General features: G+C 42.7%; 24 protein-coding genes. 16 read left to right on the top strand and 8 right to left on the bottom strand.

What is annotated here, in order from left to right; all coding sequences use genetic code 11:
- Positions 1–32: 32 nt before the first annotated feature.
- Complete coding sequence (locus tag FLL45_RS18190) at positions 33–848, bottom strand: hypothetical protein (protein WP_142943481.1); 816 nt, start codon at positions 846–848, stop codon at positions 33–35.
- Positions 849–1,094: 246 nt separating this feature from the next.
- Here FLL45_RS18190 and FLL45_RS18185 point away from each other — a divergent pair, with 246 nt between their 5' ends.
- From FLL45_RS18185 to FLL45_RS18160, 6 genes are all read left to right on the top strand, one after another.
- Positions 1,095–1,349 (top strand): Rho-binding antiterminator, encoded by a 255-nt coding sequence (locus FLL45_RS18185; RefSeq protein ID WP_142943480.1) that lies wholly within the window; start codon positions 1,095–1,097, stop codon positions 1,347–1,349.
- Positions 1,350–1,486: 137 nt separating this feature from the next.
- Positions 1,487–3,382, top strand: coding sequence for an ATP-binding cassette domain-containing protein (locus FLL45_RS18180; RefSeq protein WP_142943479.1), 1,896 nt, complete (start codon positions 1,487–1,489; stop codon positions 3,380–3,382).
- A gap of 25 nt (positions 3,383–3,407) precedes the next feature.
- Complete coding sequence (locus FLL45_RS18175) at positions 3,408–3,638, top strand: YheV family putative metal-binding protein (RefSeq protein WP_142943478.1); 231 nt, start codon at positions 3,408–3,410, stop codon at positions 3,636–3,638.
- Positions 3,639–3,651: 13 nt separating this feature from the next.
- Positions 3,652–4,212: a hypoxanthine-guanine phosphoribosyltransferase gene (locus FLL45_RS18170; protein WP_142943477.1), complete on the top strand. Its 561-nt coding sequence runs from the start codon at positions 3,652–3,654 to the stop codon at positions 4,210–4,212.
- A 31-nt stretch (positions 4,213–4,243) separates the two neighbouring features.
- Positions 4,244–5,002, top strand: a complete 759-nt coding sequence (locus tag FLL45_RS18165) for a phosphorylase family protein (protein WP_142943476.1) — start codon at positions 4,244–4,246, stop codon at positions 5,000–5,002.
- A gap of 54 nt (positions 5,003–5,056) precedes the next feature.
- Entirely contained in the window at positions 5,057–6,373 is a 1,317-nt protein-coding gene (locus FLL45_RS18160; protein WP_142943475.1) for a short-chain fatty acid transporter, read from the top strand.
- A 2-nt stretch (positions 6,374–6,375) separates the two neighbouring features.
- Here FLL45_RS18160 and FLL45_RS18155 read toward each other — a convergent pair whose 3' ends face one another.
- On the bottom strand, positions 6,376–6,885 hold the full coding sequence (locus tag FLL45_RS18155; RefSeq protein ID WP_142943474.1) for a GNAT family N-acetyltransferase: 510 nt from the start codon (positions 6,883–6,885) through the stop codon (positions 6,376–6,378).
- A gap of 371 nt (positions 6,886–7,256) precedes the next feature.
- Between FLL45_RS18155 and FLL45_RS18150 the strand changes: the two genes are divergently transcribed.
- The 5 genes from FLL45_RS18150 to FLL45_RS18130 all read left to right on the top strand — a co-directional run bounded on the left by FLL45_RS18150 (position 7,257) and on the right by FLL45_RS18130 (position 12,365).
- Positions 7,257–7,634, top strand: a complete 378-nt coding sequence (locus FLL45_RS18150) for a DUF3135 domain-containing protein (RefSeq protein ID WP_142943473.1) — start codon at positions 7,257–7,259, stop codon at positions 7,632–7,634.
- 138 nt (positions 7,635–7,772) lie between these two features.
- Positions 7,773–8,690 (top strand): hydroxymethylbilane synthase, encoded by a 918-nt coding sequence (hemC, locus tag FLL45_RS18145; RefSeq protein WP_142943472.1) that lies wholly within the window; start codon positions 7,773–7,775, stop codon positions 8,688–8,690.
- A gap of 136 nt (positions 8,691–8,826) precedes the next feature.
- Positions 8,827–9,597: a uroporphyrinogen-III synthase gene (locus FLL45_RS18140; protein ID WP_185964536.1), complete on the top strand. Its 771-nt coding sequence runs from the start codon at positions 8,827–8,829 to the stop codon at positions 9,595–9,597.
- 6 nt (positions 9,598–9,603) lie between these two features.
- Positions 9,604–11,085: a uroporphyrinogen-III C-methyltransferase gene (locus FLL45_RS18135; protein ID WP_142943470.1), complete on the top strand. Its 1,482-nt coding sequence runs from the start codon at positions 9,604–9,606 to the stop codon at positions 11,083–11,085.
- Entirely contained in the window at positions 11,082–12,365 is a 1,284-nt protein-coding gene (locus FLL45_RS18130; RefSeq protein WP_142943469.1) for a heme biosynthesis HemY N-terminal domain-containing protein, read from the top strand. Before FLL45_RS18135 ends, FLL45_RS18130 begins: the two co-directional genes overlap by 4 nt.
- A gap of 88 nt (positions 12,366–12,453) precedes the next feature.
- Here the strand turns inward: FLL45_RS18130 and FLL45_RS18125 are convergent, their stop codons facing one another.
- Together FLL45_RS18125 and FLL45_RS18120 are read right to left on the bottom strand one after the other, a co-directional pair.
- Positions 12,454–13,179 (bottom strand): LytR/AlgR family response regulator transcription factor, encoded by a 726-nt coding sequence (locus FLL45_RS18125; RefSeq protein ID WP_142943468.1) that lies wholly within the window; start codon positions 13,177–13,179, stop codon positions 12,454–12,456.
- Positions 13,180–13,229: 50 nt separating this feature from the next.
- The gene (locus FLL45_RS18120) at positions 13,230–14,285 is read right to left on the bottom strand and encodes a sensor histidine kinase (protein ID WP_142943466.1); all 1,056 of its coding nucleotides are present in this window, start codon (positions 14,283–14,285) and stop codon (positions 13,230–13,232) included.
- Between the two features lie 352 nt (positions 14,286–14,637).
- On the opposite strand from FLL45_RS18120, the gene FLL45_RS18115 reads away from it, so the two are divergent.
- Both FLL45_RS18115 and FLL45_RS18110 read left to right on the top strand, forming a co-directional pair.
- Positions 14,638–17,805, top strand: coding sequence for an amidohydrolase family protein (locus tag FLL45_RS18115; protein ID WP_142943465.1), 3,168 nt, complete (start codon positions 14,638–14,640; stop codon positions 17,803–17,805).
- A gap of 130 nt (positions 17,806–17,935) precedes the next feature.
- Positions 17,936–18,244 carry a DUF1272 domain-containing protein gene (locus FLL45_RS18110; RefSeq protein ID WP_142943464.1) on the top strand — a complete coding sequence of 103 codons (309 nt, stop codon included), beginning with the start codon at positions 17,936–17,938 and terminating at the stop codon, positions 18,242–18,244.
- A 43-nt stretch (positions 18,245–18,287) separates the two neighbouring features.
- On the opposite strand, the gene FLL45_RS18105 is transcribed toward FLL45_RS18110, so the two are convergent.
- The 3 genes from FLL45_RS18105 to FLL45_RS18095 all read right to left on the bottom strand — a co-directional run bounded on the left by FLL45_RS18105 (position 18,288) and on the right by FLL45_RS18095 (position 21,240).
- Complete coding sequence (locus FLL45_RS18105; RefSeq protein WP_142943463.1) at positions 18,288–18,539, bottom strand: hypothetical protein; 252 nt, start codon at positions 18,537–18,539, stop codon at positions 18,288–18,290.
- A 71-nt stretch (positions 18,540–18,610) separates the two neighbouring features.
- Positions 18,611–19,465, bottom strand: a complete 855-nt coding sequence (locus FLL45_RS18100; RefSeq protein WP_142943462.1) for a pirin family protein — start codon at positions 19,463–19,465, stop codon at positions 18,611–18,613.
- Between the two features lie 14 nt (positions 19,466–19,479).
- Complete coding sequence (locus tag FLL45_RS18095; protein ID WP_142943461.1) at positions 19,480–21,240, bottom strand: monovalent cation:proton antiporter-2 (CPA2) family protein; 1,761 nt, start codon at positions 21,238–21,240, stop codon at positions 19,480–19,482.
- 162 nt (positions 21,241–21,402) lie between these two features.
- Here FLL45_RS18095 and sbcB point away from each other — a divergent pair, with 162 nt between their 5' ends.
- The 3 genes from sbcB (at position 21,403) to FLL45_RS18080 (ending at position 23,857) form a co-directional block, all read left to right on the top strand.
- Positions 21,403–22,845 (top strand): exodeoxyribonuclease I, encoded by a 1,443-nt coding sequence (gene sbcB / locus FLL45_RS18090; protein WP_142943459.1) that lies wholly within the window; start codon positions 21,403–21,405, stop codon positions 22,843–22,845.
- Positions 22,846–22,943: 98 nt separating this feature from the next.
- Positions 22,944–23,207, top strand: a complete 264-nt coding sequence (locus tag FLL45_RS18085) for a hypothetical protein (RefSeq protein ID WP_142943458.1) — start codon at positions 22,944–22,946, stop codon at positions 23,205–23,207.
- 113 nt (positions 23,208–23,320) lie between these two features.
- Positions 23,321–23,857, top strand: a complete 537-nt coding sequence (locus tag FLL45_RS18080) for a 2-thiouracil desulfurase family protein (protein ID WP_281282215.1) — start codon at positions 23,321–23,323, stop codon at positions 23,855–23,857.
- A 21-nt stretch (positions 23,858–23,878) separates the two neighbouring features.
- Here FLL45_RS18080 and FLL45_RS18075 read toward each other — a convergent pair whose 3' ends face one another.
- Positions 23,879–24,844, bottom strand: a complete 966-nt coding sequence (locus FLL45_RS18075) for an ABC transporter substrate-binding protein (RefSeq protein ID WP_142943456.1) — start codon at positions 24,842–24,844, stop codon at positions 23,879–23,881.
- Positions 24,845–24,856 lie beyond the last annotated feature (12 nt).

The raw sequence follows: 24,856 nt of genomic DNA, 5'->3' as shown, positions 1-24,856 counted from the left end.
GTAGTAACGGATTCAGGTAATCTGAATTCAGTCTACATCCCCTCCATCATAGACTGTTTGGTAAATCCCTTAGGTGCTTTAAAAATATCGGCGGATAAATCTTTACTTGAAATTGATTGCAATGTCGATGTCTCAAATAATTGTCCATTTTCAAACTCTTTAAATATGACAGGAAAGCCATTTAACTTTTCAATTTCGGCGAACGGCGATTCTTCATCGGCAGGCATCATACCCTTCATGGAGTCGAGAAAAGCACTAAAAAAACGATTCATTTCTTCCAGTGACTGCTTTATTTCTCCACCGTTTTTAATCTTTCCCCACGGCGTAACACACAACTCTCTGAGTTTCTTTTGACCAGAATAAACCTCATGGATCTGACAATCATATCCAGCTGCGGAAGCAGATTTTCCTGTTTTGACAATATTTTTTGTTGGCTTAGGGGCCGAATCGTCCGCCATTCCCATGCGTCCAGCCATCATTTTCTTCATCATTTCCCGCTGCTCAGGAGGCATATTTGCAAGTTGTGCTTCCATTTGCTTTTTCGCCGCATCCATTCTTGCTTTTAACTGCGCAAGTGAGGCTTGATCCATTACATTGTACATTCGCTGATTCACATCGGCCATTATCATGGTTTTTGTCTGGCTATCGAAGATCAGTTGAGTGCTATCGTCTTGGGCAGGATCAACTGTATCAACTCTCATTTTGCCACCGTCTATCATCATCGTGGAATTTCCAGGTGAGCGGTCAGGTCCAGTAATTTTCATCTTGATTTCTGTTCCAGCCGAGACTGGAAAGATGGCTATTGATGCGAACAAAAAGCCCGCTATTAAGGTGTTTCCGCGTTTCATCGGAGCCTCCATGCTTTTAGATTGAAAAAGAAATTTTGGTATAAGTTTTGTCGAACATCCTAACTTATTGGCCAATCAGGGTCTATCGATTAAATAGTCCCTATATATTGGAAAAGCAGTCGACTCTCGGATTATATTTGAGCAATGTAACGAAACACAAACTAATTAGTCACAAATTTAGCAAGGTTAATACCCGTCAGGTGCCTTAACCGCTAACTTAAAGACGCTAGTTGCAGGAGGAGAGCTATGAGTAATCCCATTATCGATTGTGCAGTACATGATTATGTCGAAATCGCATGTATGTATGGCTTCGATTTAACGCTCAAATTGGATGATGAGAGTACCTGCCAAGGCAAGGCTTTAGATGTAACCATTGACAATAATCGTGACGAATGCCTCGTGATTGAGGAGAAAGGTAAGACTCTGCAAGTCGTTTTGAATCGAGTTAAGTCGATGAAAGTCATCAACGAAAACCCTCATTTTGAGATAGTCGACTTTTAAGTTTCCCCAAACTACACCTCTGATTTTCACCACGCTATTGCGCACCTCAACTATTACCTGGGGTGCGATGTTCTTTATGTGTGTTATGATCCGCCATCAATAAATACCCTGGCAAATAAGACCTGATTGTTTAAATTATGATCCGCTTTAAGAAGTTGTCCTTGTTTCAAGGCAGCAAACAGCTCCTCGATAAAGTCGATTTAACCCTCTATCCCGACCACAAAATCGGGATTGTTGGCAAAAATGGCTGTGGCAAGTCTAGCGTATTTCAGCTATTAAAAAACGAGCTAGCGGCAGAGCAAGGTGACCTCGAATTTCCACCCAAATGGCGCATTAGTTCCGCTAAACAAGAAACGCCGGCAAGCGACTTAAGTGCTGTCGATTATGTCTTGTCAGGTCATCAAGAATATTTCCAATTAACGCAAGCTTTGATCGATGCAGAAAAACAGGAAGATGGTCACCGAATCGCCGAAATTCACGCTAAATTAGAGGCAATCAATGGCTGGTCATTGCCTTCTGAAGCGGCGAAATTGCTGACAGGATTGAGTTTTACTGAAGCACAAATGGCTTCACCGGTAAAAGCTTTATCAGGCGGATGGCGGATGCGTCTTAACTTAGCACAAGCGCTGATTCAACCGGCAGAATTATTACTCCTCGATGAACCCACCAACCATCTAGACTTAGAGGCAGTCTTGTGGCTCCAAGATTTCTTGAGAAAATATCAAGGAATGTTGATGACTATCTCTCACGACCGTGATTTTTTAGATAGTTTTTCAACGCATATCCTTCACTTCGACAATCAAAACATCAATTGCTATAGCGGTAACTACTCCAGTTTTGAAAAACAGAAACATGAACGGGAAGTGTTACAACAAGCTCAATTTGAAAAACAACAAAAAGAGATTGAGCATTTAGAGAAATTCATCACCCGATTTAAAGCTAAGGCGAGTAAAGCAACCCAAGCGCAAAGCCGAGTAAAAGCTTTGGAAAAAATGGATCGGGTCAGTGCCGTGCAAATTAGAACCAAGTTCGGGTTCGAGTTTTCCCCCATAAACAAGAACATCACCGAATTGATCAATATTCAAGATGCAAATGTTGGTTACGAAGATAAAAATATTATCAATCAAATCCGCATGCGAATATTAGCCGGACAAAGAATAGGCCTCTTAGGCCGTAACGGCGAAGGCAAGTCCACACTTATTAAACTGATTTGTGGCGAGCTTGAGGCAAGAGGCGGAGAGCTCAATCGAAATAAACATTTTGCTGCGGGGTATTTTGCTCAGCATCAAGTAGAACAACTCAACCTCGATCAATCCCCGGTTTGGCATATCCAATCACTGGGTACTGATATCAGCGAACAAGATGCAAGGAACTTTTTAGGTGGCTTTGCGTTTCATGGCGATAAAACACAAGATAAAGTAGCCGGTTTTTCCGGTGGAGAGAAAGCTCGCCTTGTGCTAGCCATGATTACTTGGCGAAAACCCAACTTACTACTTCTAGACGAACCTACCAATCATTTTGATATCGAGATGCGCGAAGCTTTGGCGCTAGCACTTCAAGATTACGACGGTGCTGTGTTATTAGTCGCCCATGATAAAAATTTAATGGAAAGTGTGGTTGATGAGTTTTGGTTAGTCAATGATGGCAAAGTCAATCCATTTAATGGCGATTTACAAGACTATCAGAAGTGGCTAAACGAAAACCGATGGGGTGCGGCGGCTAAAGCAGATGTCAAAGAGAAAAATAATTCTGCCCAAGCTAAAAAGGAACAAAAACGATTACAGGCTGAACTTCGCCAACAAAAAGCACCACTGACTAATCGACTTAAAAAAGTTGATCTACTCATTACCAAACTACAAAATGAAAGCCAAGCGCTTGAAGAATTATTAGCCGACAATGAGCTCTACAATGATGCTAATAAAGAAAAAATGACTCAGACCGTTGATCGATCTAACCAAGTTAAGATGGAACTCGAACAACTTGAAGAAGAGTGGTTAGATTTATCAGAAAAAATAGAAGGATTTAGCGAATGAGCGAGTTAACCTATAAGAGAATACGATGAGAAAGACCCAACGATTTATTGCCGGCGCAAGTTGTCCAAGTTGTAATGAGCTCGACTCACTACTCGTGGATAGTGTCGATCAAAGTATAGAATGTGTCGAGTGTGGCTTTACGCAAACCGCCGAAGAGAGAGATAAATCGAATCAGGCTGAATCACCCAAAGTCAAAACGGCCCCCAAAAAAGTCGAAATATCTAATATCATTCGTGTCAACCAATTGAAAGACTAACGTAGTTTGAATCATGGAAACGATGGACAAAATAAACGAACTCAATCAAATTAAAAGCAATGCAACCTTATTACATTCTAAAGAAGTGATTGATGAAGCATTAGCCAAACTTCAGTCTCAATTGACCAGTGATTACGCAGAAAAGAACCCGATTTTCTTGGTGGTCATGAATGGTGGTTTGATATTCGCAGGCAAGATTTTACCTTTGTTGAATTTTCCAATACAAATCGATTATTGTCACGCAACCCGTTATCGAGGCGCAACCACCGGTGGTGAAATCGAATGGCGCGCTAAGCCGCAAATGGACCTGAGCGGAAGACATGTCATCGTAGTCGACGACATTTTAGATGAAGGCTTTACCCTGCAAGGTATCGTTGCCGCTTGTGAGTCGATGGGTGCACTTTCAGTAAAAACGTTAGTATTGATTGAAAAACTACATGATAGAAAAGCCTTCAAAAATATGAAACCTGATTACTGCGAACTTCAAGGCCCCGATCAATACTCGTTTGGTGCCGGTATGGATTACAATCATTATTGGCGAAACTGCGATGCTATCTACCTATTAAACGAGTAACTAAATACACAATAACCAGCAGAGAATACCATTGATTACTAGCGATGAACTAAAGCCTATCAACAACTTGGTCATTCTTATGGCCATGCGTGATGAAGCGCAGCCTATAATAAAATCGCTTGAACTCAAAGAGAACTTAGGTGCCTTACATGTACAACTACCGATGAGGTGCTATCAGAATCAAATTGGTCGGATCAATGTTTCACTGGTTATTGCAGGCATCGACGACCGTCATCAAGTCGATAATATCGGTAGTGAAGCAGCAACGCTAATGGCCTATGAATCGATCACACAATTACAACCCGATCTTATTATTTCTGCTGGAACGGCAGGGGGTTTCGCCAGTCGAGGTGCTGATATTGGAACAATTTATGTCAGCGAAGAACACTTCGTTTACCACGACAGACATGTACCGATTAAAGGTTACCATGATTCTTCGATAGGTAAATACCCAGCGGCAAAGGTGAGCCGACTAGCCAAAAACTTACACTTGAAAACGGGTATTATTTCAACCGGCTCTTCTTTAGAAAAAAGTGACAAAGATATTTTAGTTATCGACGAGCACAACGCCGTCGCCAAAGAGATGGAGGCTGCTGGTATCGCGTGGGTTGCGATGTTATTCAATATTCCAATGATGGCATTAAAATCGATTACTAATTTAGTTGACCACGATAATAAATCCGAATCTGAATTTATAAAAAACCTAAGTTACGCTTCACAATGTTTGCATGATAAAGTTTTAGAAATAGTTGACTACTTACAAAACAAGACAGTCCAAGATTTAGAATAAAGATAAAGATTTTAACTAAACAATAAGTCAACATATCTTTACGGAGAAGAAAAAATGATCAAAGCGAGTGCTGATTTCTTTAGTCGAGTTATGCAACGTTGGTTACCGGACGCATTCTTGTTTGCAGTCATACTCTCAGCCATCGTTTTTCTCTGTGGAATGTTTTTTCAAAATCAATCTCTAATTCAAATGGCTGATCACTGGGGTAACGGTTTCTGGAAGTTACTCACTTTTTCGATGCAAATGGTTTTAATTCTTGTCCTAGGCCATATTCTAGCGATGAGCAAACCAGTCAGCGTATTTCTACAAAAGATTGCTTCACTAGCAACAACACCAGCTCAAGGTGTTGTACTAGTTACGATTGTTGCAATACTTGCCGCATGGATTAATTGGGGATTTGGATTAGTGGTCGGCGCTTTAGTGGCCAGAGAAGTCGCCTACAAAGTGAAACAAGTCCATTTTCCTTTGTTAATTGCATCAGCCTACAGCGGATTTTTAGTATGGCATGGCGGTTTATCAGGCTCTATCCCACTGAAAATCGCGTCCACCAACCAAGACTCTCTCAACGCCCTTTTGAATGGTGAAATCATCGCTGTTTCGCAAACAATTTTCGCCGTAGAAAATCTCATTATTGTGCTTGCGTTACTCATAACCTTGCCTGTTATCAATTTTTTAATGATGCCAAAAGATAATATTATCGAATTGGATTATCAAAAAGATGAAGTCGCTAAGCGGGACCATCACGAGTTATCGCCAGCCGAAAAACTAGAACATAGTCCAGTAATCACATTATTACTTGCAGCCATGTGCGGGCTTTATTTATTTAATTATTTTTCAGCAGGTAATGGACTCAATTTAAACATCATTAACTTGTGCTTACTAACGCTGGGATTATTAATGCATGGAAATCCATTTAATTATTTAGCCGCTTTAAAAAAAGCAGTCTCCGGGGCAAGTGGAATTATTCTACAATTTCCAATCTACGCAGGCCTAATGGGAATGATGGTAGAATCTGGTTTAGCCGATTCAGTCAGTAACTGGTTTGTCGAAATATCAACTCAAGACTCTTTCCCTGTTTTAACATTTATTAGCGCCGGAATCGTAAATTTCTTCGTTCCATCTGGCGGTGGTCAGTGGGCAGTACAAGCCCCCATCGTTATTCCAGCGGCACAAGAACTTGCAGTACCCGTTAAAAATGCCGCGATGTCAGTTGCCTGGGGTGATGCTTGGACCAATATGATTCAGCCTTTTTGGGCATTGCCGCTGCTTGGTATCGCGGGTTTAAATATTCGCCAGATCATGGGTTTTTGTACCGTCGTATTTATTTGGAGTGGATTGTTAATCGGTACGCTAATCTACTTTTTATATTAAAATTAGATAGCTAATCGGAACCCATAAACGGGTAAATCTTTTTGACGAAAATCGAGATCAGCTGATCGAATAAAACCAAGCCCCTCGTACATTTTCCAAGCAATGTCCATTGCTTGCGTTGTATGTAAAATTACTTGCTGATTTCCATCCGCTTTAGCTTGTTGGATACAATAATCAGTTAAGGCTTTACCAACGCCTTGTCCTCGTGCATTTTCGCCAACACCGAGCAGACGAATACCTGATGCATTTTTTACTTTTGGCGCTTCACCGCCTGAACCATAATGGGCCATATCACTGAAATACACCAAACCACCCAGTAAATTATTTTCATCATCTTTCGCGACAATAACTCGAGTATTTTCTTGTTCAGAGAATTTACCGATATCAAGTAACATCTGATAATACTCCGGTTGCTCTTCTTTAGAGGGGAAGTCTTCAAGATTGGCATAAACATCTGCCATCAGTTGCCCAAGCGCTAAGTATTCGTTGCGATAGATATCTCTGATATTCATTAAGTCGGCCTTTTTAGTGTCTGTTGGTGTTTTTTAATGTTTTTTTCTGGTTTTACTCACTAAGTTGATAGAATCATTTATTTTTGGTTTTGCAATAGTTATGCTAATTAGTTATTAATTTTGACGCCGACTCACTCGATTTGGATTACAAAAGAATATACTAGTTATCAAATGGTTAGCTGATTTTTTGAGATTCTTTTTAAAAATAGCCTAACTAAGAAGCGCTTGCAGGAAAAAATATTCAGTAACATCCGGAATGTTTATTCAATTTCACTCCAATATTATTTCTGATAGGATGATATTTAACCAATGTCTCTTGACTTCATTTTTCAATGAAGCAGGCTTAGTTTTTGAGAACGAGAGGCCCGACTATGCAGCTAAGCGGTAACAAGGATTTAGAGTCGAATAGCATACTTCGCGAAAGGTTCGATTTTGATAAATGGAAAACTCTGCACGAAACTGACCCTCAAAAATTTGAATTAACGCGACGACTTTACATGGAAAAAGTCATCGAAATGACCTCCGAAAGAAACAAGCGCAGAATGCGTGGCTTAGTTTTTCAAGTTGACGCCATTCGAGAAAAATCAAACAACCCTATCAAATCTTGTGTCGATATTACTAAAATGATGTGGGATAGTTTTTACCAACTGCATCAATTACTCAATGAGTTCGACGTGCAAGTTGATTATCCAGTCAGAAAATTTGAACAGCCTCGTACCGCGCGATTACTTGAGTTTCGCCGCCGCTAAATAATTAATTTCGATCCATGATACTTGGCGTGATTTCTTTTCCCTAAAGCAGCGCTAGAGACTATCTGATCTTTATCATTTCCCAACCGATAGGCTAATGATAGAATTGCGCCAGTTGTTTATTAATGAGTTTTCTTCATGATAAGAATTGCCACCAGAAAAAGCCCGCTCGCATTATGGCAAGCAGAATTTGTAAAAGCAGAACTGCAAAAATTCCATCCAGGACTCAAGGTTGAACTGGTGCCAATGTCTACCAAGGGCGATAAGATTCTTGATACACCACTGGCGAAAGTGGGTGGTAAAGGATTGTTTGTAAAAGAGCTTGAAGTGGCTATGCTAGAAGACCGCGCAGATATTGCGGTTCACTCAATGAAAGATGTACCGATGGTGTTTCCGCAAGGATTGGGGCTGGCTGTTATCTGCGAGCGAGAAGACCCATTCGATGCATTGGTTTCCAATAAATTTAACCGCATCGATCAGTTACCAGAGGGAGCGATAGTCGGCACTTCCAGTTTACGGCGCCAATGCCAGCTTAAAGCGAAACGACCTGATCTTCAAATTCGCGACCTTAGAGGTAATCTCGGAACTCGTTTAGGCAAGTTAGATGAAGGCCAATATGACGCTATCATTCTTGCCTCTGCTGGTCTGATTCGACTGGAGATGCCTGAACGGATCGCTGAGAGAATACCGGCAGAGTTTATTTTACCTGCCGGCGGGCAAGGAGCCGTTGGCATTGAATGCCGGCTTGATGATCAGCAAACCCTTGAATTGCTTGCTCCGCTTAATCATCCAAGTACCGCGACTCGCGTTCTTGCCGAAAGAGCCGTTAATAACCGGCTACAAGGTGGTTGTCAGGTGCCAATCGGCGCATTCGCTCAATTAAACAACGAGCAAATTACCATTGAAGCACTCGTCGGTTCGTTGGACGGGAATACGATTATCCAACGCTCAATCACTGGCGATGCTGACGCTGCTGAGAAGCTTGGTATTGAGATCGCTGAATCCTTGTTGTCTGCGGGCGCTGACAAAATTCTCCAACAAATCGGCGCTCATTGACCATAAAGTGTGTTTAGCCTACATTCTTGCTGCCGAGCTGTCGACGAATAAGCCAATACAACAAGCTAGATAAAGCGTATTTAGTTCGGTATTCAATACTGCTAAACTGATAAAAACTTCATCGGAAAGAAACGACGTGACTACAGACGCCGCGATAGAATTCGATTCAATAGTCGTCACTCGGCCATTGGGCCAGAGCCCGGAATTGGCCGCTAAATTACAACACGCTTTAGCCAGCTTGGATAAACCACCTCAAATCGAGCACTTTCCGCTAATCCGTATCGAGCCTTTGCAAAATGTCCCGAGTGAGTCAATAGTCCCAGACATGGTTATTTTTATCAGCAGCAATGCGGTAAAGCATTTTGCCCATCTCGAGCATCTAAAATTCACCGTCGCTGACAGCCAGCTTTTTGCTGTCGGTGAAAATACCGCAAAGTCAGTCAAAGATTACCTCTCGCGAGATGCTTTTTATCCACAAAAAATGAATGCTGAGGGTTTATTGGCCTTACCCGAGTTGACTAATGTAATGGGCCAACAATGGCTCATCATCAAGGGCGAAGGCGGGAGAGCACTACTACGCGAAGTGCTATTAACGCGGGGGGCGAAGGTAACCGAAATAGACGTGTATAAACGCTGTTTACCTTCACTTGAGGCGCAAAAAGGGATTCAAGAAAAAGCCAAGCGTCGCCCGTTGTGGCTTATCAGCAGTGCTGAAGCTTTGAATAACCTGCATCGAATCCTTGGCTTGTCTGACAATGCAGAGCACCACACCAAAATTATCATCACCAGTGAGCGACTAGCAGAACTTGCATTACAAAAAGGGTTTATAATTGTTAGCCAATCAGCAGGCGCCGCAGAAGAACAACTGGTACAATGTGTGAAAAACCTTTTTTACAATCAGGAATAGCAGAAAATGAGCGATGATCCCAAGGACTCCTCAAAACCGACTGAAGACCAATCAAAGGGTCAATCTCAACATAGGGATTCAAACCAAACTGACAGCAAACATTCACCGCACGGAGAATCGACTGATCAAGTTCATTCAACAGATGCTAGTTCCCTCAAACCTGACAGTAAAAAGAAACAAACAGACAACTCGACTGTAGATAGTCAGACGCCTGAAGCTGTCAATCGCAAAAATTCCGATGATCATAGCGGTAAACCGAGTAATATTAAAAACATCAACACTAAAAATGACAAAGATGACAATGAGATTGATAAAAACAATCATTCGAATAGTGGCAATGAAAGTATCATGAAGTTATCTGATGAAAAGCCCGCAGAAGAAAAAACCCAACAACCGATTTTTGACAATAAATCAATGCCAAAAATGGAGACTCACCGTCCAAGTAAAAAACGCCCTATTTATTCGATTGTGGCAATCATTCTTGCATTACTTACGCTTGGCGGTGTCGGCTGGGCGGCTTACCAGCAGTTTTTGATGCAACAAAATTGGCAAGAACTACAAACCAAAATCAATAATCAAGTTACTCAACAGCTTGCCGCAAATCAAGAAAGCGCCCAGATCGCAAAGTCGAGTCTCGCGACGGCCAATCAAAATCAACAGATCGTTAATCAACAACAACAATTAATTCAGCAATTAAGAGATTCACTTACCATTACCCAAGAAAGGCTAAAAGATCTGTCAGGGCGTCGCCATCAAGATTGGTTACTCGCTGAAGCTGAATATCTCATTAAACTGGCTGAATTTAAAATCACGCTAGAAGGTGATAAACGGACGGCAATCGGTTTGCTTAAAGCCGCTGACGAAAAAGTTAAAGATATCGGAGATAACAGTCTGATTGAGTTACGCCAATCGATCGCGCAAGACATCGCGAACCTCCAGCTAGTGATCGCCCCTGACATCAGTGGTATCGCCGTTCAGCTTGATGCAATTAGTGGCCAGATTCCTTCTCTCAGCCTTATTGCGCTTGAATTTAAACCCGTCGAAGAAAAACAATCAGCCGAAGGCGAAAATCGCGAATCATTAAGTTGGTCGAATTTTTATCAACAATTTCTCGATGACTTTGTCACGATTAAAGATCACAGTGAACCACGTATGCCGTTGATGACCCTCGAACAGCGCGGTTTGCTCAATGCCAACTTACAACTAGCATTACAACAATCACAAGTCGCTGTCCTCCGATCTGAGCCAGGTTTATATCTGACAAAAATTGATAATGCGATAGAATGGATTGAAACTTTTTTTCAAAAAGATGAGCTCGCAACTAATCTATTAGCTGAACTGAATACGCTGCGCGATACTAACATTGTGATGGATTTACCTAAGTCACTCGATTCGCGCAAGCAAATTGAGCGTATCAATCAGGATAGACTTTATCAGTGGTTAGATGCCACCCAACCAATCGATGCAAATGAGGAGCAGCCGCAATGAAGTGGAAGCTTTCCTTACTCATCGCTCTGGTAGTTGGCGGTATTGGTGGATCGGCAATAAAAGAGCTACCAGGTTTCGTTATTATTGCTTACGACAAAACCAGTGTCGAGATGCGCTTGTGGGTCGCGGTCTTCTTTATTTTACTGGCGTTTGTACTATTATTTTTTACCATCAAAATTGGTCGAAGTATCTTTGCAAGCGCTGGTCGAGTGAAAAGCTGGAGTAGCGATCGTAGCGCAAAGCGTGCTCGAAGAAAAACGACGCAAGGGATGCTCGCTTTTACCGAGGGGCGATGGAAAGCTTCTGAAGACGCAATGATCGGCGCAGCCAAAAATTCGGATACCAAGTTAATTAATTACTTGATCGCTGCCCAAGCAGCGCAACATCAAAATGCTGAAGTGAGACGAGACGCTTATTTGCGTCAGGCGCATCTCGCAGAGCCCGATGCAAAAACAGCGATTAGGCTCACCCAAGCGCAACTCCAATTGCAGCACAACCAATATGAACAAGCGCTCGCCAGCCTTAATGAACTAAAAGCGATAAATCCCAACCACCCTTATGTATTAAAACTCCTCGGCGAGCTCTACGAGCGCTTGCAAGACTGGACACGAATGATCGAACTCATACCTGCGTTGAAAAAACAACAAGTGTATCAAGGCGAAGCATTACAAGATTACGAAAAACGCGGTATTGCTGGTTTACTGAGTAAGCAAGCAGAACTGGGTCAAATTGAACAGCTCACAGACGCTTGGCAAAACCTCCCGGCGCAATACCGAAAGACTCGTTGTAATATCCTAATCTATGCAGAGTTATTAATTGAATTTGATCAAATGGACGAAGCCGAAGCGTTAATTCGACCGCTACTTAAAAAGCAAGCCGACTCGCAAGTGATCAGTCTTTATGGCAAGGTGGTTAGTAGTGATCCCGCAAAACAACTGACTTTTCTAGAAGCTTGGCAGAAAGGTAAAAACCAAACACCCGTTGAAACTTTTCTCACCCTTGGAAAAATTGCTTATCATGCGAAGCTTTGGGGAAAAGCGCGTTTCTTTTTAGAACGCGCCTTGCAAATTGATCCCAATGCAGAAGCCTATCTTTACATGGCTAAAACATTGCAGCAGCTCGATGACCAAGATCATGCCAATGACTGTTTCCGCCTCGGACTGGAATATGCTGCGATACCGAATAGCGAAGCGAATTTACTTGCTTTGCCCGATGGTAGTGACGACATGGTAAATAGCGACGTATTACCAAAATTTCAAAAGTTAGAATCGAAAGGTTAGGTTGAATTTTATTGTCTTAATCAAGATTTAATTACCGATCAGCGGAGCCAAAACGGGCGGCTTTTCGTCCGTTTATGCTAACCAAAGACTACATGCTTGTAATAAGTTTTTTAACGCCGGACAAGTGTCGACGACTAATTTCAACCATACTGTCACAATCATTCATGGTCACAAAATTGTGACCCGCAGCGTTTTTATGAATCCCGGTAATATATTTTTTTGCTACTAACGCATTCCGATGCACGCGGATAAAATCTGCTTCAAACTCCGCTTGCAACTCTTTTAAGGTGTCTTCGATAATTGTCTCACCGTTTACATGTTTAACGGTGACATATTTCTGATCCGCTTGAAAATAAAAAATATCGGCGATAGGAATAAGTTTAATGTTACCGCTAATCTTAGCCGTTATATTGGTTCGACCTTCAGGCTGAGATTTAATCGCCTGGAGTTGTATCCGGTTTAGCTGGGAAGCACGTTCAATCGATTCAGCAAGCTTTTCCTGACGAACCGGTTTTAATAAATAATCAACTGCATTAACTTTAAAAGCATCTAGCGCATACTCGTCATAGGCCGTGGTAAAAATAATCGCAGGACTTTTTTCCATTTGACTTAAATGCTGAGCAGTCTCTAATCCATCGATCCCTGGCATGCGAATATCCAGCAACACAAGATCGGGTTTTTCAGTTTGACAAACCTCGATTGCTTGTTGGCCATTGTTGGCCTTGAGTATTGTCTCAACTCGTGACATTTGTGCCAGCAGTTGCTCCAACCGCTGTTGCGCAAGCGGTTCATCATCAACGACTAATACTTTCATTCACAAACTCCTGAAGTGATAGGTTGCTTTGAGTTGATTTCTAAATTCGATCACTTTGATTCATCTGCCTGCTTAAGCGGGATACTCATGGTGACTTTATAAAAATCTTCATCAGATCGCCTATGCAGATTAGCTTTACCAGAATAGATCACTTCGAGCCGCTGTCCAATATTTTTTAAAGCAATACCGTGACCTTTGTGACTCGGTTCGCGTGCACGCGGGTTAGCAACACAAATTTTCATCAAGTCCCCCTCAAGCTCAGCAGTTATATCAACTGTTCCCCCATCGGGAAGCATTTGAATACCATGATAAACAGCATTTTCTACTAAAGGCTGAACCGACAAGGGCGGTACTAAAACTTGTAAACAGTCGGCGCTCACACTTTTTTTCACTTGCATCCTATCACCCAAACGAATTTTCTCGATGGCAAGATAGCGCTCAGCATTTTGTAACTCTTCGGAAAAAGGGATTAAGTCTTGTTTGTTTTCGAGCGTCGCTCTAAACAAGTCACTCAGGTCCTCAATTGCCGCTTCGGCTTTGGCTGGATCGATCCGAGTTAAACTGGCGATAACATTCATGCTATTGAAAAGAAAATGCGGTCTGATTCTCGCTTGCAACGCTTCAAGTCTGGCTGATGCCTCTGACGCGAGTTTTTGTCGGTACTGTTGTTGTAAATAAAAGTAACGAAGTGCTACCGCACCAATCAAGCCAGCGATTAATACATGACGTAAAAAAATGTTGCTTTGTGCTTGCTGTGTCAGGTCAATTGGAATTTGCCAATAATAACGGATAACAACATAGGTAAATACGAGCGTCGCAAACAATATCACACTCAAGCTGAGCGCCCCTGAAACCCAATCACTATATTTCGCGAGCCACGGTCTTAACCAACAAAGCAGACTGACAGAAATTAATGCAATAATTTGAATTGAAATCGAATAGATACCAAGTAGATTCCATAGGTTAGCTTGCGGTTGGAAATTCAACAAGGTAAAGATGACCGCTAAAAGCTCACCAACCAGAACGACTAAAAATAGCGACTGCGGCTGACAAAAGTCTGGCAGGAAAAACTCTTGGGCATCTTTCGCTTTTTTAACTGGAAGCATACTCGTTATAACTTTCTTTTAATTAGATGTTGCTAGGCACTATGTTGAAGCCAGCCGGGAGTTTTACTTTTTATAATCCAAATCAACGGCTTAACTATAGCAGACCATAACACAAAGCCGCAAAAAGAAGCACTCGAAGACATCGGTAACCTGACTTAGTGGCGTTTTTAATGCATAAGCGGATACTAAGAAGCTCGCCTTTATTCAACGCAACTTTTTGCAGGCCAGATTAAGACTTGGTCGATATTTTTTCTCAAGCACACGACCTTTAGGTTGATCCATTAGCCAAAACAAACTAAAAAGCGTAAAGTCTGTGCATCATAAAAGTAACAATCCCACTGACGGAGTGACTATGAACTTTAAATCATTGATTACTGCATGCCTTGTCTCGCTTGCAACGGCTACCGCAGCAAGCGAAAAGCATGAGGGCAATAAATGGGATGTCAACAATCCGCCTGGAGAAGCGTATCAAGCCAATATTGAAGTCAATGAAGGCACTTGGATGAACATCTCTGTGAGTCCCGATGGCGAGACGATTGCCTTCGACTTATTGGGGGATATCTATACGCTACCCATTAAAGGGGGCAAAGCCAAGGCTCTGACAAAAACAATCGCTTGGGAAATGCAGCCTCAATTTAGTCCAGACGGAAAACAAATCGTATTCACCTCTGATGCGGGAGGCGGTGACAATATTTGGTTAATGGATCGCGATGGTACTAATCAACGACAATTAACCAAAGAGTCTTTTAGGCTTCTCAATAGTCCCACTTGGAGTCCAGATGGACAGTATATTGCCGCACGTAAACACTTTACTTCTCGCCGCTCGCTCGGTGCCGGTGAAATTTGGTTGTACCACACTGCAGGGGGCAAAGGTTTACAACTAAACAAGCGCCCCAACGACCAAAAGGATCTCGGAGAACCGGCATTTTCTGCGAATGGTAAAAAGGTTTTCTTTTCTCGAGATTCAACCCCAGGAAAAATATTTGAATATAGTAAAGACTCCAATCAAGTAATTTATGAGATCTTTTCTATCGACCGACTAACAGGTGAAATCAAGAAGGAAATTTCTGGATTTGGTGGGAGCGTTCGCCCAACACCATCACCCGATGGCAATCTCATTGCTTTTGTACGACGGATCCGCAACCAATCTAGCTTGTTCTTAAAAGATTTAAATACCGGCGAAGAGTTTCCAATTTACCAAAAGCTTGATCGAGATATGCAGGAAACTTGGGCTATTCATGGTGTTTACCCCACCTTAGCTTGGACCCCGGATAGCGAAAACCTTATTTTTTGGGCGGGCGGAAAAATCCGCAAATTGAATATAACTACACAAGTGGCTGAAGAAATTCCTTTTCAAATAACCACCAGTAAAGCAATGCGTAAAGCCGTTAAATCTCCCGTAAACCCATCACCTGATAAGTTTGATACCCGCATGCTGCGCTGGGTTCAAGTGAGTCCAGATGGCGATCAGGTAGTTTTTCAAGCGCTCGGGCAGCTATATACGCGCAAACTACCCAACGGCAAACCCAAGCGCCTCACTAAGGCCGATAATGAATTTGAATTCTATCCATCTTACTCACCTGATGGCGACTACATAATCTATGCGACTTGGAATGATCAACAGCAAGGAGCGATCAAAAAAGTTCGAGCAAGAGGTGGCAAAGGAACCAAACTCACTAAATCCAAAGGAAAGTACATCGCCCCAAAATTTTCTCCTGATGGTAAACAAGTGATTTATCAAAAAATTACCGGCGGCTGGATAAATTCACCTCTCTACGATATCGATCCTGCGGTCTATCGAATGGACGCCAAAGGTGGCAATAATCAACTGGTAACCAAGAACGGTCGCGCGCCTTTCTTCGCCAATTCGATGGATCGCATCTATTTAACGCGAAGTCAGGGACAAAAAATTAGCTTAGTGAGCGTCGATCTTAATGGCCAAGATCCGATCACCCATGCGACCACTCAGTATGCGAATGAATTTTCATTGTCTGCGAATCAAAAATATTTAGTGTTTAGAGAGCGCTACCAACTGTATGTTACACCTTTTACTCACGCGGCTCAGGCGATTGAACTATCACCCAAATCGACTAATCTACCGCTGCTTAAGGTCAGTACAGAAGGCGGCCAATACGTTTCTTGGAGCAATCAAGACGCAGCGCTTAATTGGTCCCTCGGTTCGACCCTTTACCGCTTAACCTTACCCGATCCGAAAAATTGGAAAGATGACCAATCAGCAAATCGCCGAAGCATTGAGCTTGGCTTTAAAGTTAACAGTGACATCCCAAGAGGCTCTACTCTATTTATTGGCGCGAAAATTATCACGATGAAAGGCTATGAAGTCATTAACGAGGGAGATATTTTGATCACCGGTAATCGGATTAAAGCTATCGGTGAAACGGGAACACTTTCGGTGCCGGATAATGCCAAACGAATAAACGCTCGCGGTAAAACGATCATCCCCGGCTTGGTTGATGTTCATTGGCATGGCAGACAAGGCACCAACCAGATAACGCCGCAACAAAACTGGTATAACCTGGCAACTTTAGCATTCGGTGTTACGACTCTTCATGATCCATCGAACAATACCCAACAAATTTTTTCCGCTGCCGAGCTTGCAGAAAGTGGCAAGATTGTCGCCCCCAGAATTTTCTCTACTGGGACAATTCTTTATGGTGCGGAAGCTTCTATTACTGCAGAAATTAATAGCCTTGAAGATGCGGACGATCACTTAAAAAGATTAAAAGCACAAGGCGCTTTTTCAGTTAAAAGCTATAACCAACCAAGGCGTGATCAACGACAACAAGTCTTGCAAGCCGCTCGCAATAATCAAATGATGGTTATGCCAGAAGGAGGCTCCACGTTTCAACATAATTTAACGATGATAGTCGACGGACACACGGGGATTGAGCATTCTATTCCGGTGGCTAAAATATACGATGATGTGAAACAACTATGGTCACAGAGTGAAACCGCTTATACGCCAACTTTAACCGTCGCGTTTGGCGGAATCTGGGGCGAAAATTATTGGTACCAACACAGTGAAGTCTGGAAACACCCTTTACTGTCCAAACTCGTCCCCAAAAGCGTTTTATATCCCCGCTCAATTCGCCGTACCATGGCCCCTAAAGAAGACTACAACCATATCAACAATGCGACAGTTGCAGCCGAACTCCAAGACCTGGGTGTCAAAGTCCATATCGGCGCTCACGGTCAGCGTGAAGGTTTGGGGGCACACTGGGAAATGTGGATGTTTGCCCAGGGCGGTATGACACCTTTAGAAGTGATTCGTGCATCAACCATTGATGGTGCGCGTTACCTCGGAATGGAGCAACACCTGGGATCCTTGGAAGTCGGTAAACTTGCTGACTTGGTCGTGTTGGATATCGACCCTATCGAATCCATTTATGAGACAGATAAAGTTAATATGGTCATGAAGAACGGACGTTTGTATGACAGCCAAACAATGAATGAGATTGGCAATCACCCAAAGAAAAGGGCACCAATGTTTTTCGAATAATAGTCTGCCGATGAAATTTACTTTGGCATATTGGAGTTTGCGACATTTCATCAAATCTCCCTTGAAAGTTGGGAGGAGAACCAAGTCATCCACGGATTAATAGGCTTAATCCGTGTTACAGGAGTTTATCATGCTTAAACTGAAACCAAATTGTGAAAACTGCGATAAAGATTTACCAGCGGAATCAATCGAAGCGATGATTTGCAGTTATGAGTGCACCTTTTGCTGCGACTGTGTTGATAATGTCTTAAATAACGTGTGTCCAAATTGTGGCGGCGGGTTTGTTCGTCGCCCTATTCGTCCTAAAAAGGCGTGGCGCGAAGGCGTTTCGGTTATCCATCATCCTGCAAGCGAAAAGCGTGTTCTTAAACCGGTAGATCAGGATGAGCATCGGGTTTTTAGTCGACCCATCGTCGACCTTGCGGCTAAAGATAGATAGTCTGGGCGTTGCTCATTTTGTAATATTTTTTATGTGGTTCGGACTAGTTTAAAAGCCCCGCCGAATAAACCCAGTAGTAAAACGGCGCACAAACAATCCAACCAATAATCAACACTTTAAAAAAGCTATCGGTATTCGGTTCAATGATATCATCAATTCCTACGGAATCGGTTTGCTCGATAGGAAAGAAATGGCGATAAGCTTTTACCAAGCCCAAGCCAACAGCAACCGGTAAAGTAACCGCAATAATAATTAAGAAAACCGTACCGATTGCACCTGAAATAAGCTTCGCCATAAATTAACTTTGACCTTTTGGTTTATCTATTGTCATTCGACGTTTTACGTTAAAGGTTAATTGCTTGAGAATCAAGGTAGCGGGATAAACTCTTCATCGTCACCAGGAATCTTGGGGAATAGCCCCTCATTCCAACGGCGTTTGGCTTCTTCAATTTTGGTTTTGTCAAAAGACACAAAGTTCCAAAACATATGTGGCGGTCGCTCGAATGGCTCTCCACCTAAAAGCATAAACCTCGCGTTCTCTACAACTTCTAGTTCACAGTCTGCGTCATCATAAACCACAAAGTCGCCAGCACTGTACTCAACGCCTTCAAGTTTTACTTTACCCATTTGAAGGTACATCGCAGTTTCTAATGAACCACAAGGTCTGCCGAGTTTTGCTCCCTGCTCAGCGATCACATCCAGATAAAACATGGGTGAATAAGTTTTGACTGGCGACGTTCGATTATAGGCTTCTCCAGCAATTAAGCGCATTAACAACTTTTCTTTATGGATATAAGGTAATTGGGTTTTCGGGACATGCAAAAAACTGGGTTCAATCTCAGCCTTGGCTTCAGGTAATGCTATCCAACACTGTAAGCCATCTAATTGATGATGACTACCGCGCGTTTCGATCGTTTCTCTCTCTGAATGGACGATACCTTTACCTGCGGTCATCCAATTAACATCACCCGGAAATATCTCTTGGATAGACCCCAAACTATCTCGATGAAGCATACTGCCTTTGAACAGGTAAGAGAGCGTTGCTAATCCAATATGAGGATGAGGCCTTACGTTGATGCCAGTTCCCGCAGGAAATTCGGCCGGTCCCATATGGTCTAAAAAGATAAAGGGACCAACCGTACGCTTATCGGCATGTGGCAAAATTCGTTTTACCGAAAAGCCGCCCAGATCTTTTGAAGTCGAACTCAATAAAATTGCCATGTTTTGTCCTCAAGTTAGTTTGAACGATCGGCGCTAAAGATACGCTCCAAATCAGCCCGGCCTTTGCGACCAATCTCAATGAGTTTTTCTGTATCGTCACGGTGTTCAAGCGCGTCCTGTAATAAGAACTCATCATGAACCTCAAAACGATCAGCGCTTTTAAGTGCCTCACCGCTGGTGAATCCCATAAAGGCCAAAGTATCCGTAGCAGCTTCTAGACTTCCTTTAAACACTTCGCGAATCACTTTATCTGCACCTGCTGCTTGTAGCTCCCAAAAATCAGCACGGTTATGTGCTCGAGCAATGATTTTTATTTTTGGATAGTGCTGCTTCACTAGCTCGATGACATGCTTGGCAACATTCGAATCATCAATCGCAATTAAAACGACTCGAACATGATCAATACCAGCAGCTTCTAAAACATCGAGCCGCGAAGCATCGCCAAAATGCACTTGATTCCCGAACCGCTTAACAAAGTCGATATGCTCGGCATCTTTATCTAAAGCAATAAAGGGGATTTTATTCGCCCCAAGAATACGGCCAGTCGTCTGACCAAAACGACCAAATCCCATAATCATGACTTCAGGTTCTTCAGAATATTCTATCCTTCCGGATTCTGTTGTCGTTTGTGGTTTCGACTTAAGAAGTCGACTAATCAGGGAAACCAAGGGAGACGTTAATGCCATGGATAGTCCTACGACCAGGTTGACTTGACCTGCGGTTTCCAGAGAGAGAATACTACCGGCGGTCGCAGTGCCCATTACAACAAACGCAAACTCGCCACCCTGACTCAGCATCAAGCCAATCGTTAATCCTTGTCGCCACTCAACCTGCGCCATCCGCATCAGGCCGGCAATGATAAACGTTTTGACTATCATTAACCCCACAGCTAAACCGAGGATTACCAAAGGACTTTGCATAAACAATCGCAAATCAAGCGTCATTCCGATAGCGATAAAAAATAGCCCCAGGGTTAGCCCTTTGAAAGGCTCAATATCACTTTCCAACTGATGTCTAAAATGCGAATTAGCCAGCATGATTCCAGCAATAAAAGCGCCCATTCCCATGGATAAGCCAGACTCTTGCATAATGTATGCGGCACCCACGACTATCAATAAGCTCGATGCAGTCATGCTTTCTCGGCTGCCATATCTTGATACGATTGTCAGCATTGGATTAAGCGCAAATCGGCCAATGAGTAATAAAACAACAAGTGCACCTAGACCCAGCCACCAAGGCTTTGCCTCACCAGTAGAAACGGTTGCGAGTGACTGAACTAAAAATAGAATAGGAATTACGGCTAGATCTTGCAACAGCAGAATGGAAAAGCCACGTCGACCAATGGGCGTCCCTAAAATACCTTTCTCAGCCATCAGCTGAATCGCAAAGGCGGTAGAAGACAGTCCTAACGCCAAGCCAATGACAACGCCGGTAGACATATCGCCGACAAATAAAAGGATGAAAACGCCGATCGCCGCCGCTGAAATTAAAAGTTGACCCAGACCAAGCCCTAAAATATGTCGCCGCATTGACCAGAGTTTGTCGGGGTTGAGTTCTAGACCGATGACAAACAACAGCAAAACCACCCCAATTTCAGAAAAGTGCAAAATACTTTCTGGTTTATCAATAAAATTAAAACCCTGCGGCCCAATCAAAATGCCAGCCACCAAATAACCAAGAATCGCCCCGAGCTTAAATTTACGAAATAGCGGTACTGCAATCACTGCAGCAATTAAAAAGAAAAGAATAGCGCCGAGAGGGCTGTGAGCTTCCATCGAAAATTCCGCGTTTGATTTTTGTTTTAATCCTTAAGATAACAGTTAATACGCCAAAAACCTATTAACAGAGCCTATGACGTAGATAAAGCGCTCGAGATATTTGAAATTTTTACCTTTCCTCGATAAGGTGCAACAACGCAATGAATATAAGGCCGCTTAATGCAATCTTTTTACTGGTTTGACTTTGAGACTTTTGGTGCTAATCCAGCCAAAGACCGACCATCACAGTTCGCTGGAATTAGAACCGATTACGACTTTAACGTTATCGATGAGCCTTTGAATATTTTCTGCAAACCGGCAGATGATTTTTTACCTCACCCTGAAGCTTGTCTAATCACGGGGATAACCCCGCAACAAGCCCTTGAGAACGGCCTGTGCGAGCGAGATTTTTTTCGTCGCATTCATTTGGAACTCGCGGCAGCCAACACCTGCGCAGTGGGTTATAACAATATCCGCTTTGATGATGAAGTCGTACGTTTCGGCCTTTACCGAAATTTCTATGATGCTTACGCAAGAGAATGGCAAGATGGAAATTCTCGCTGGGATATCCTCGACATGTTGCGAATGACCCATGCACTTCGTCCGCAGGGTATTAACTGGCCAATCAATGATGAGGGAAAACCGAGTTTTAAGTTAGAGTTATTATCCACCGCAAATCACATCGAACATGAAAACGCCCATGATGCATTGTCTGATGTGTATGCAACAATCGCCATGGCCAAACTGGTCAAAGAAAAACAACCTCGCTTATTCAACTTTCTATTTGGTTTACGCGATAAACGAATGGTCATGGCGGAGATCGATCTTGTCACCAATAAACCATTTATACACTGCTCAGGTATGTTAGGTCCGGAACATCAATATTGCGGTGTGATGATGCCCTTGGTCGCCCATCCAACGAATAAAAATAGTGTCATTTGTATAGATTTAAGTAAACCTTTTGGGGATTTTTCCAGCTTGGAACCCGAGGAGATAGAGAAGTTGATTTTTACACGACAAGACGAGTTACCTGAAGGTGAATCTCGCTTGCCAATTAAAGAAATTCATTACAACAAATGCCCGGCAGTCGCACCGCTTGGTGTGTTAAATTCTGAAGCGCAAACTCGCCTCGGTATCAACCTTAAGCAATGCCAAACAACAGCCTCCCAGTTAAAATCTTCAATCGCAGAGATTCGCGGGAAACTGTTAACCGTGTATCAGCAAAAGTCTTTTGAGCCGATTACGAATCCAGATCATGCCCTTTATTCCGGCGGCTTCTTTAAACCCGCTGATAAACAAAAAATGGACCAGATCAGACGTTCCTCCTGGGAGGAGCTAGCAAATACCCAGTTTCAGTTTATTGATGAACGATTAGCGGAGATGCTATTTCGTTACCGCGCCCGAAATGCGCCAGAGACACTCAGTAGTGCAGAAAAAAATCGCTGGCAAGTATTTCGCCATGAGAATTTTTTCGATGAAAAGGCAGGATCTGCTTTACTCTACAAGGATTTTTTGGCTACACTCGAGCAGCTACAAAAAAATAATAATAACGATCCCTTGATTTTAAAGCGTGTCAAAGAATACGCTGATCAACAAATAGCGAGCTTAACATCGCCACAATAACGTGGTCTAAATTGTGTAATCTGCAACAACGCACACTAATAAAAACTCAAGTTAACGCTCGATATAAAACAATATTATAAAAATGTGGGAAAAGAAAAATGAAATACACACCGTTCACGTCACTCGCGTCAACTCGATATGTAAAAACCCTACGAACTGCGAGATTAGCAACTAAGTTGGGAATTTATGGCTTTTACATTACGCTTGCCATCGCTGGAATCGTTTATTTAACTGCCGAAGGTTCATCAGCTTTGTTAACGGTTAATCAAGTGCTTGTTAATGGCGTACTAACGAGCTTCGGCTTGATTGCAAGTGGTTGTAGCATGGCAGTGTTAGTTGCGATTAGTTCCAATCAAAATTAGTATAACTCGTTAAATTATTATTCCTGCTCGTTAAAAGTTATTTTGGCTGAACGATTTTATAATCGTTTTTTTCGTCGTATGATAGATTGATAATTTCATCGACAGGATACCGAGTGCACCAAGATTATTCTCAAAAACCGAGACCTTTGATTGGCATTAGCAGTTGCTTGATGGGACAAAAAGTTAGATATGATGGTGAACATCAGTATCAGCCCTTAATCCATCAATATCTTACAACGACTTTTAATGTGATGACTTTTTGCCCCGAAATGGCTATTGGACTCGGTGTGCCGCGTCCCAAAATTCAGCTAGTTGAAAGAAACCGTCAAATCATTTGTTTGGATCAAGCCACTGAAACCCTCGATTACACCCAAAAGTTAGCCGCTTGCTGTGACTCACAAAGTTCATGGCTTGAGCAAATTTGCGGATATGTTTTTAAAACTAAATCGCCGAGCTGCGGTGTAAGTAAAGTGAAAACTCGTCGCGGGAACGCTTTAGTCGCTGATGGACAAGGTATATTTGCAACAGAATTGATGAGACGATACCCAGAGCTGCCGGTCATTGAGGAAGATCAACTAGCCGATAAACACGTTAGAGAAAACTTTATACAAGCGGCTATAAGCTATCGACCACAGATTAGCCCGCGCTAGCCTAACGTTGCCAATTGAAAACTACTGAGGACTGGTGTTTTCAAGTAAAGCATCGCGAATTGCTCTCGCATTGTACAGCACCGACATTGCACCGCCATAAGACCAAGCAGGCGACATAGCAAATAGTCGATTTTCTCTAACGATTAGCGAATCTTGCCAACGCGACGATTTTCTTAAATCCTTTACTATGTCACTCGGTTCGACATAAAGCACGATACCATCTGGTAACGCCATCAGTTCGCGGTTAGTAATATCTTTTTCACCCCACTTGGAGCGACCGATCGGTAGACCGGTTTTGAGCCCTAATAATTTAAGGGTGTGCATAGGAATACTATTTTCTCCATACACTAAGCTTTTGTTTAATGTGCTAAAACGAGCGATTGTGACTTTAGGCGGCTGATTATTAAAATGCTGATTAATTTGTCGTTTGATTGATTCGATCTCAGCGTCTCGCTCAGCGAGTTTGGATTTTGCGAATTGGCGCTTTTGAAAAAGTTCTGATATTTGTAAATATCGTTCTCGACTTTTCTTTCCATTAGTGCGGTACTTATCACTGAAACTGTTGTAATACATCACCGGAGCAATTCTCGAGAAAGGCCGCGCCAATTTTTTTTGATCGGTACCAATAATGATCACATCCGGTTTAAGCGAGCGAATCGTCGATAGCTTAGGTGAGCGCCGTAAACCGATATCGATTATCGATTGAGGTAACGCCGGTTGCTGAACAAACTTGCGATACAACGCTAATTCTGGCGCGCCTACCGGTTCAACTCCAAGTTCCAGTAATTGTTCCAAAAGGGTCCAATCAGTAACCACAATGCGTTTGGGTGACTCTGTGAGTTGATGTTTGCCAAAAGAATCCGTTACTTCAAAACTTTCGTTCGCCCGAACTGCTTGAACACTGTAGAGCGAAAAGCTAACAGCAAGCAGCATAAGCGCAATCACTTTGCTTTGCATAAAACTTGCTATTAGCCAGTATCGCTTCATGGTTAGCTTTTT

Origin of the sequence: Aliikangiella marina (assembly GCF_007004765.1) — a bacterium.
Lineage (GTDB): Bacteria > Pseudomonadota > Gammaproteobacteria > Enterobacterales > Kangiellaceae > Aliikangiella > Aliikangiella marina.
The sequence above is the reverse complement of the archived record's forward strand: the minus strand, read 5'-3'. Positions and strand labels throughout refer to the sequence as shown.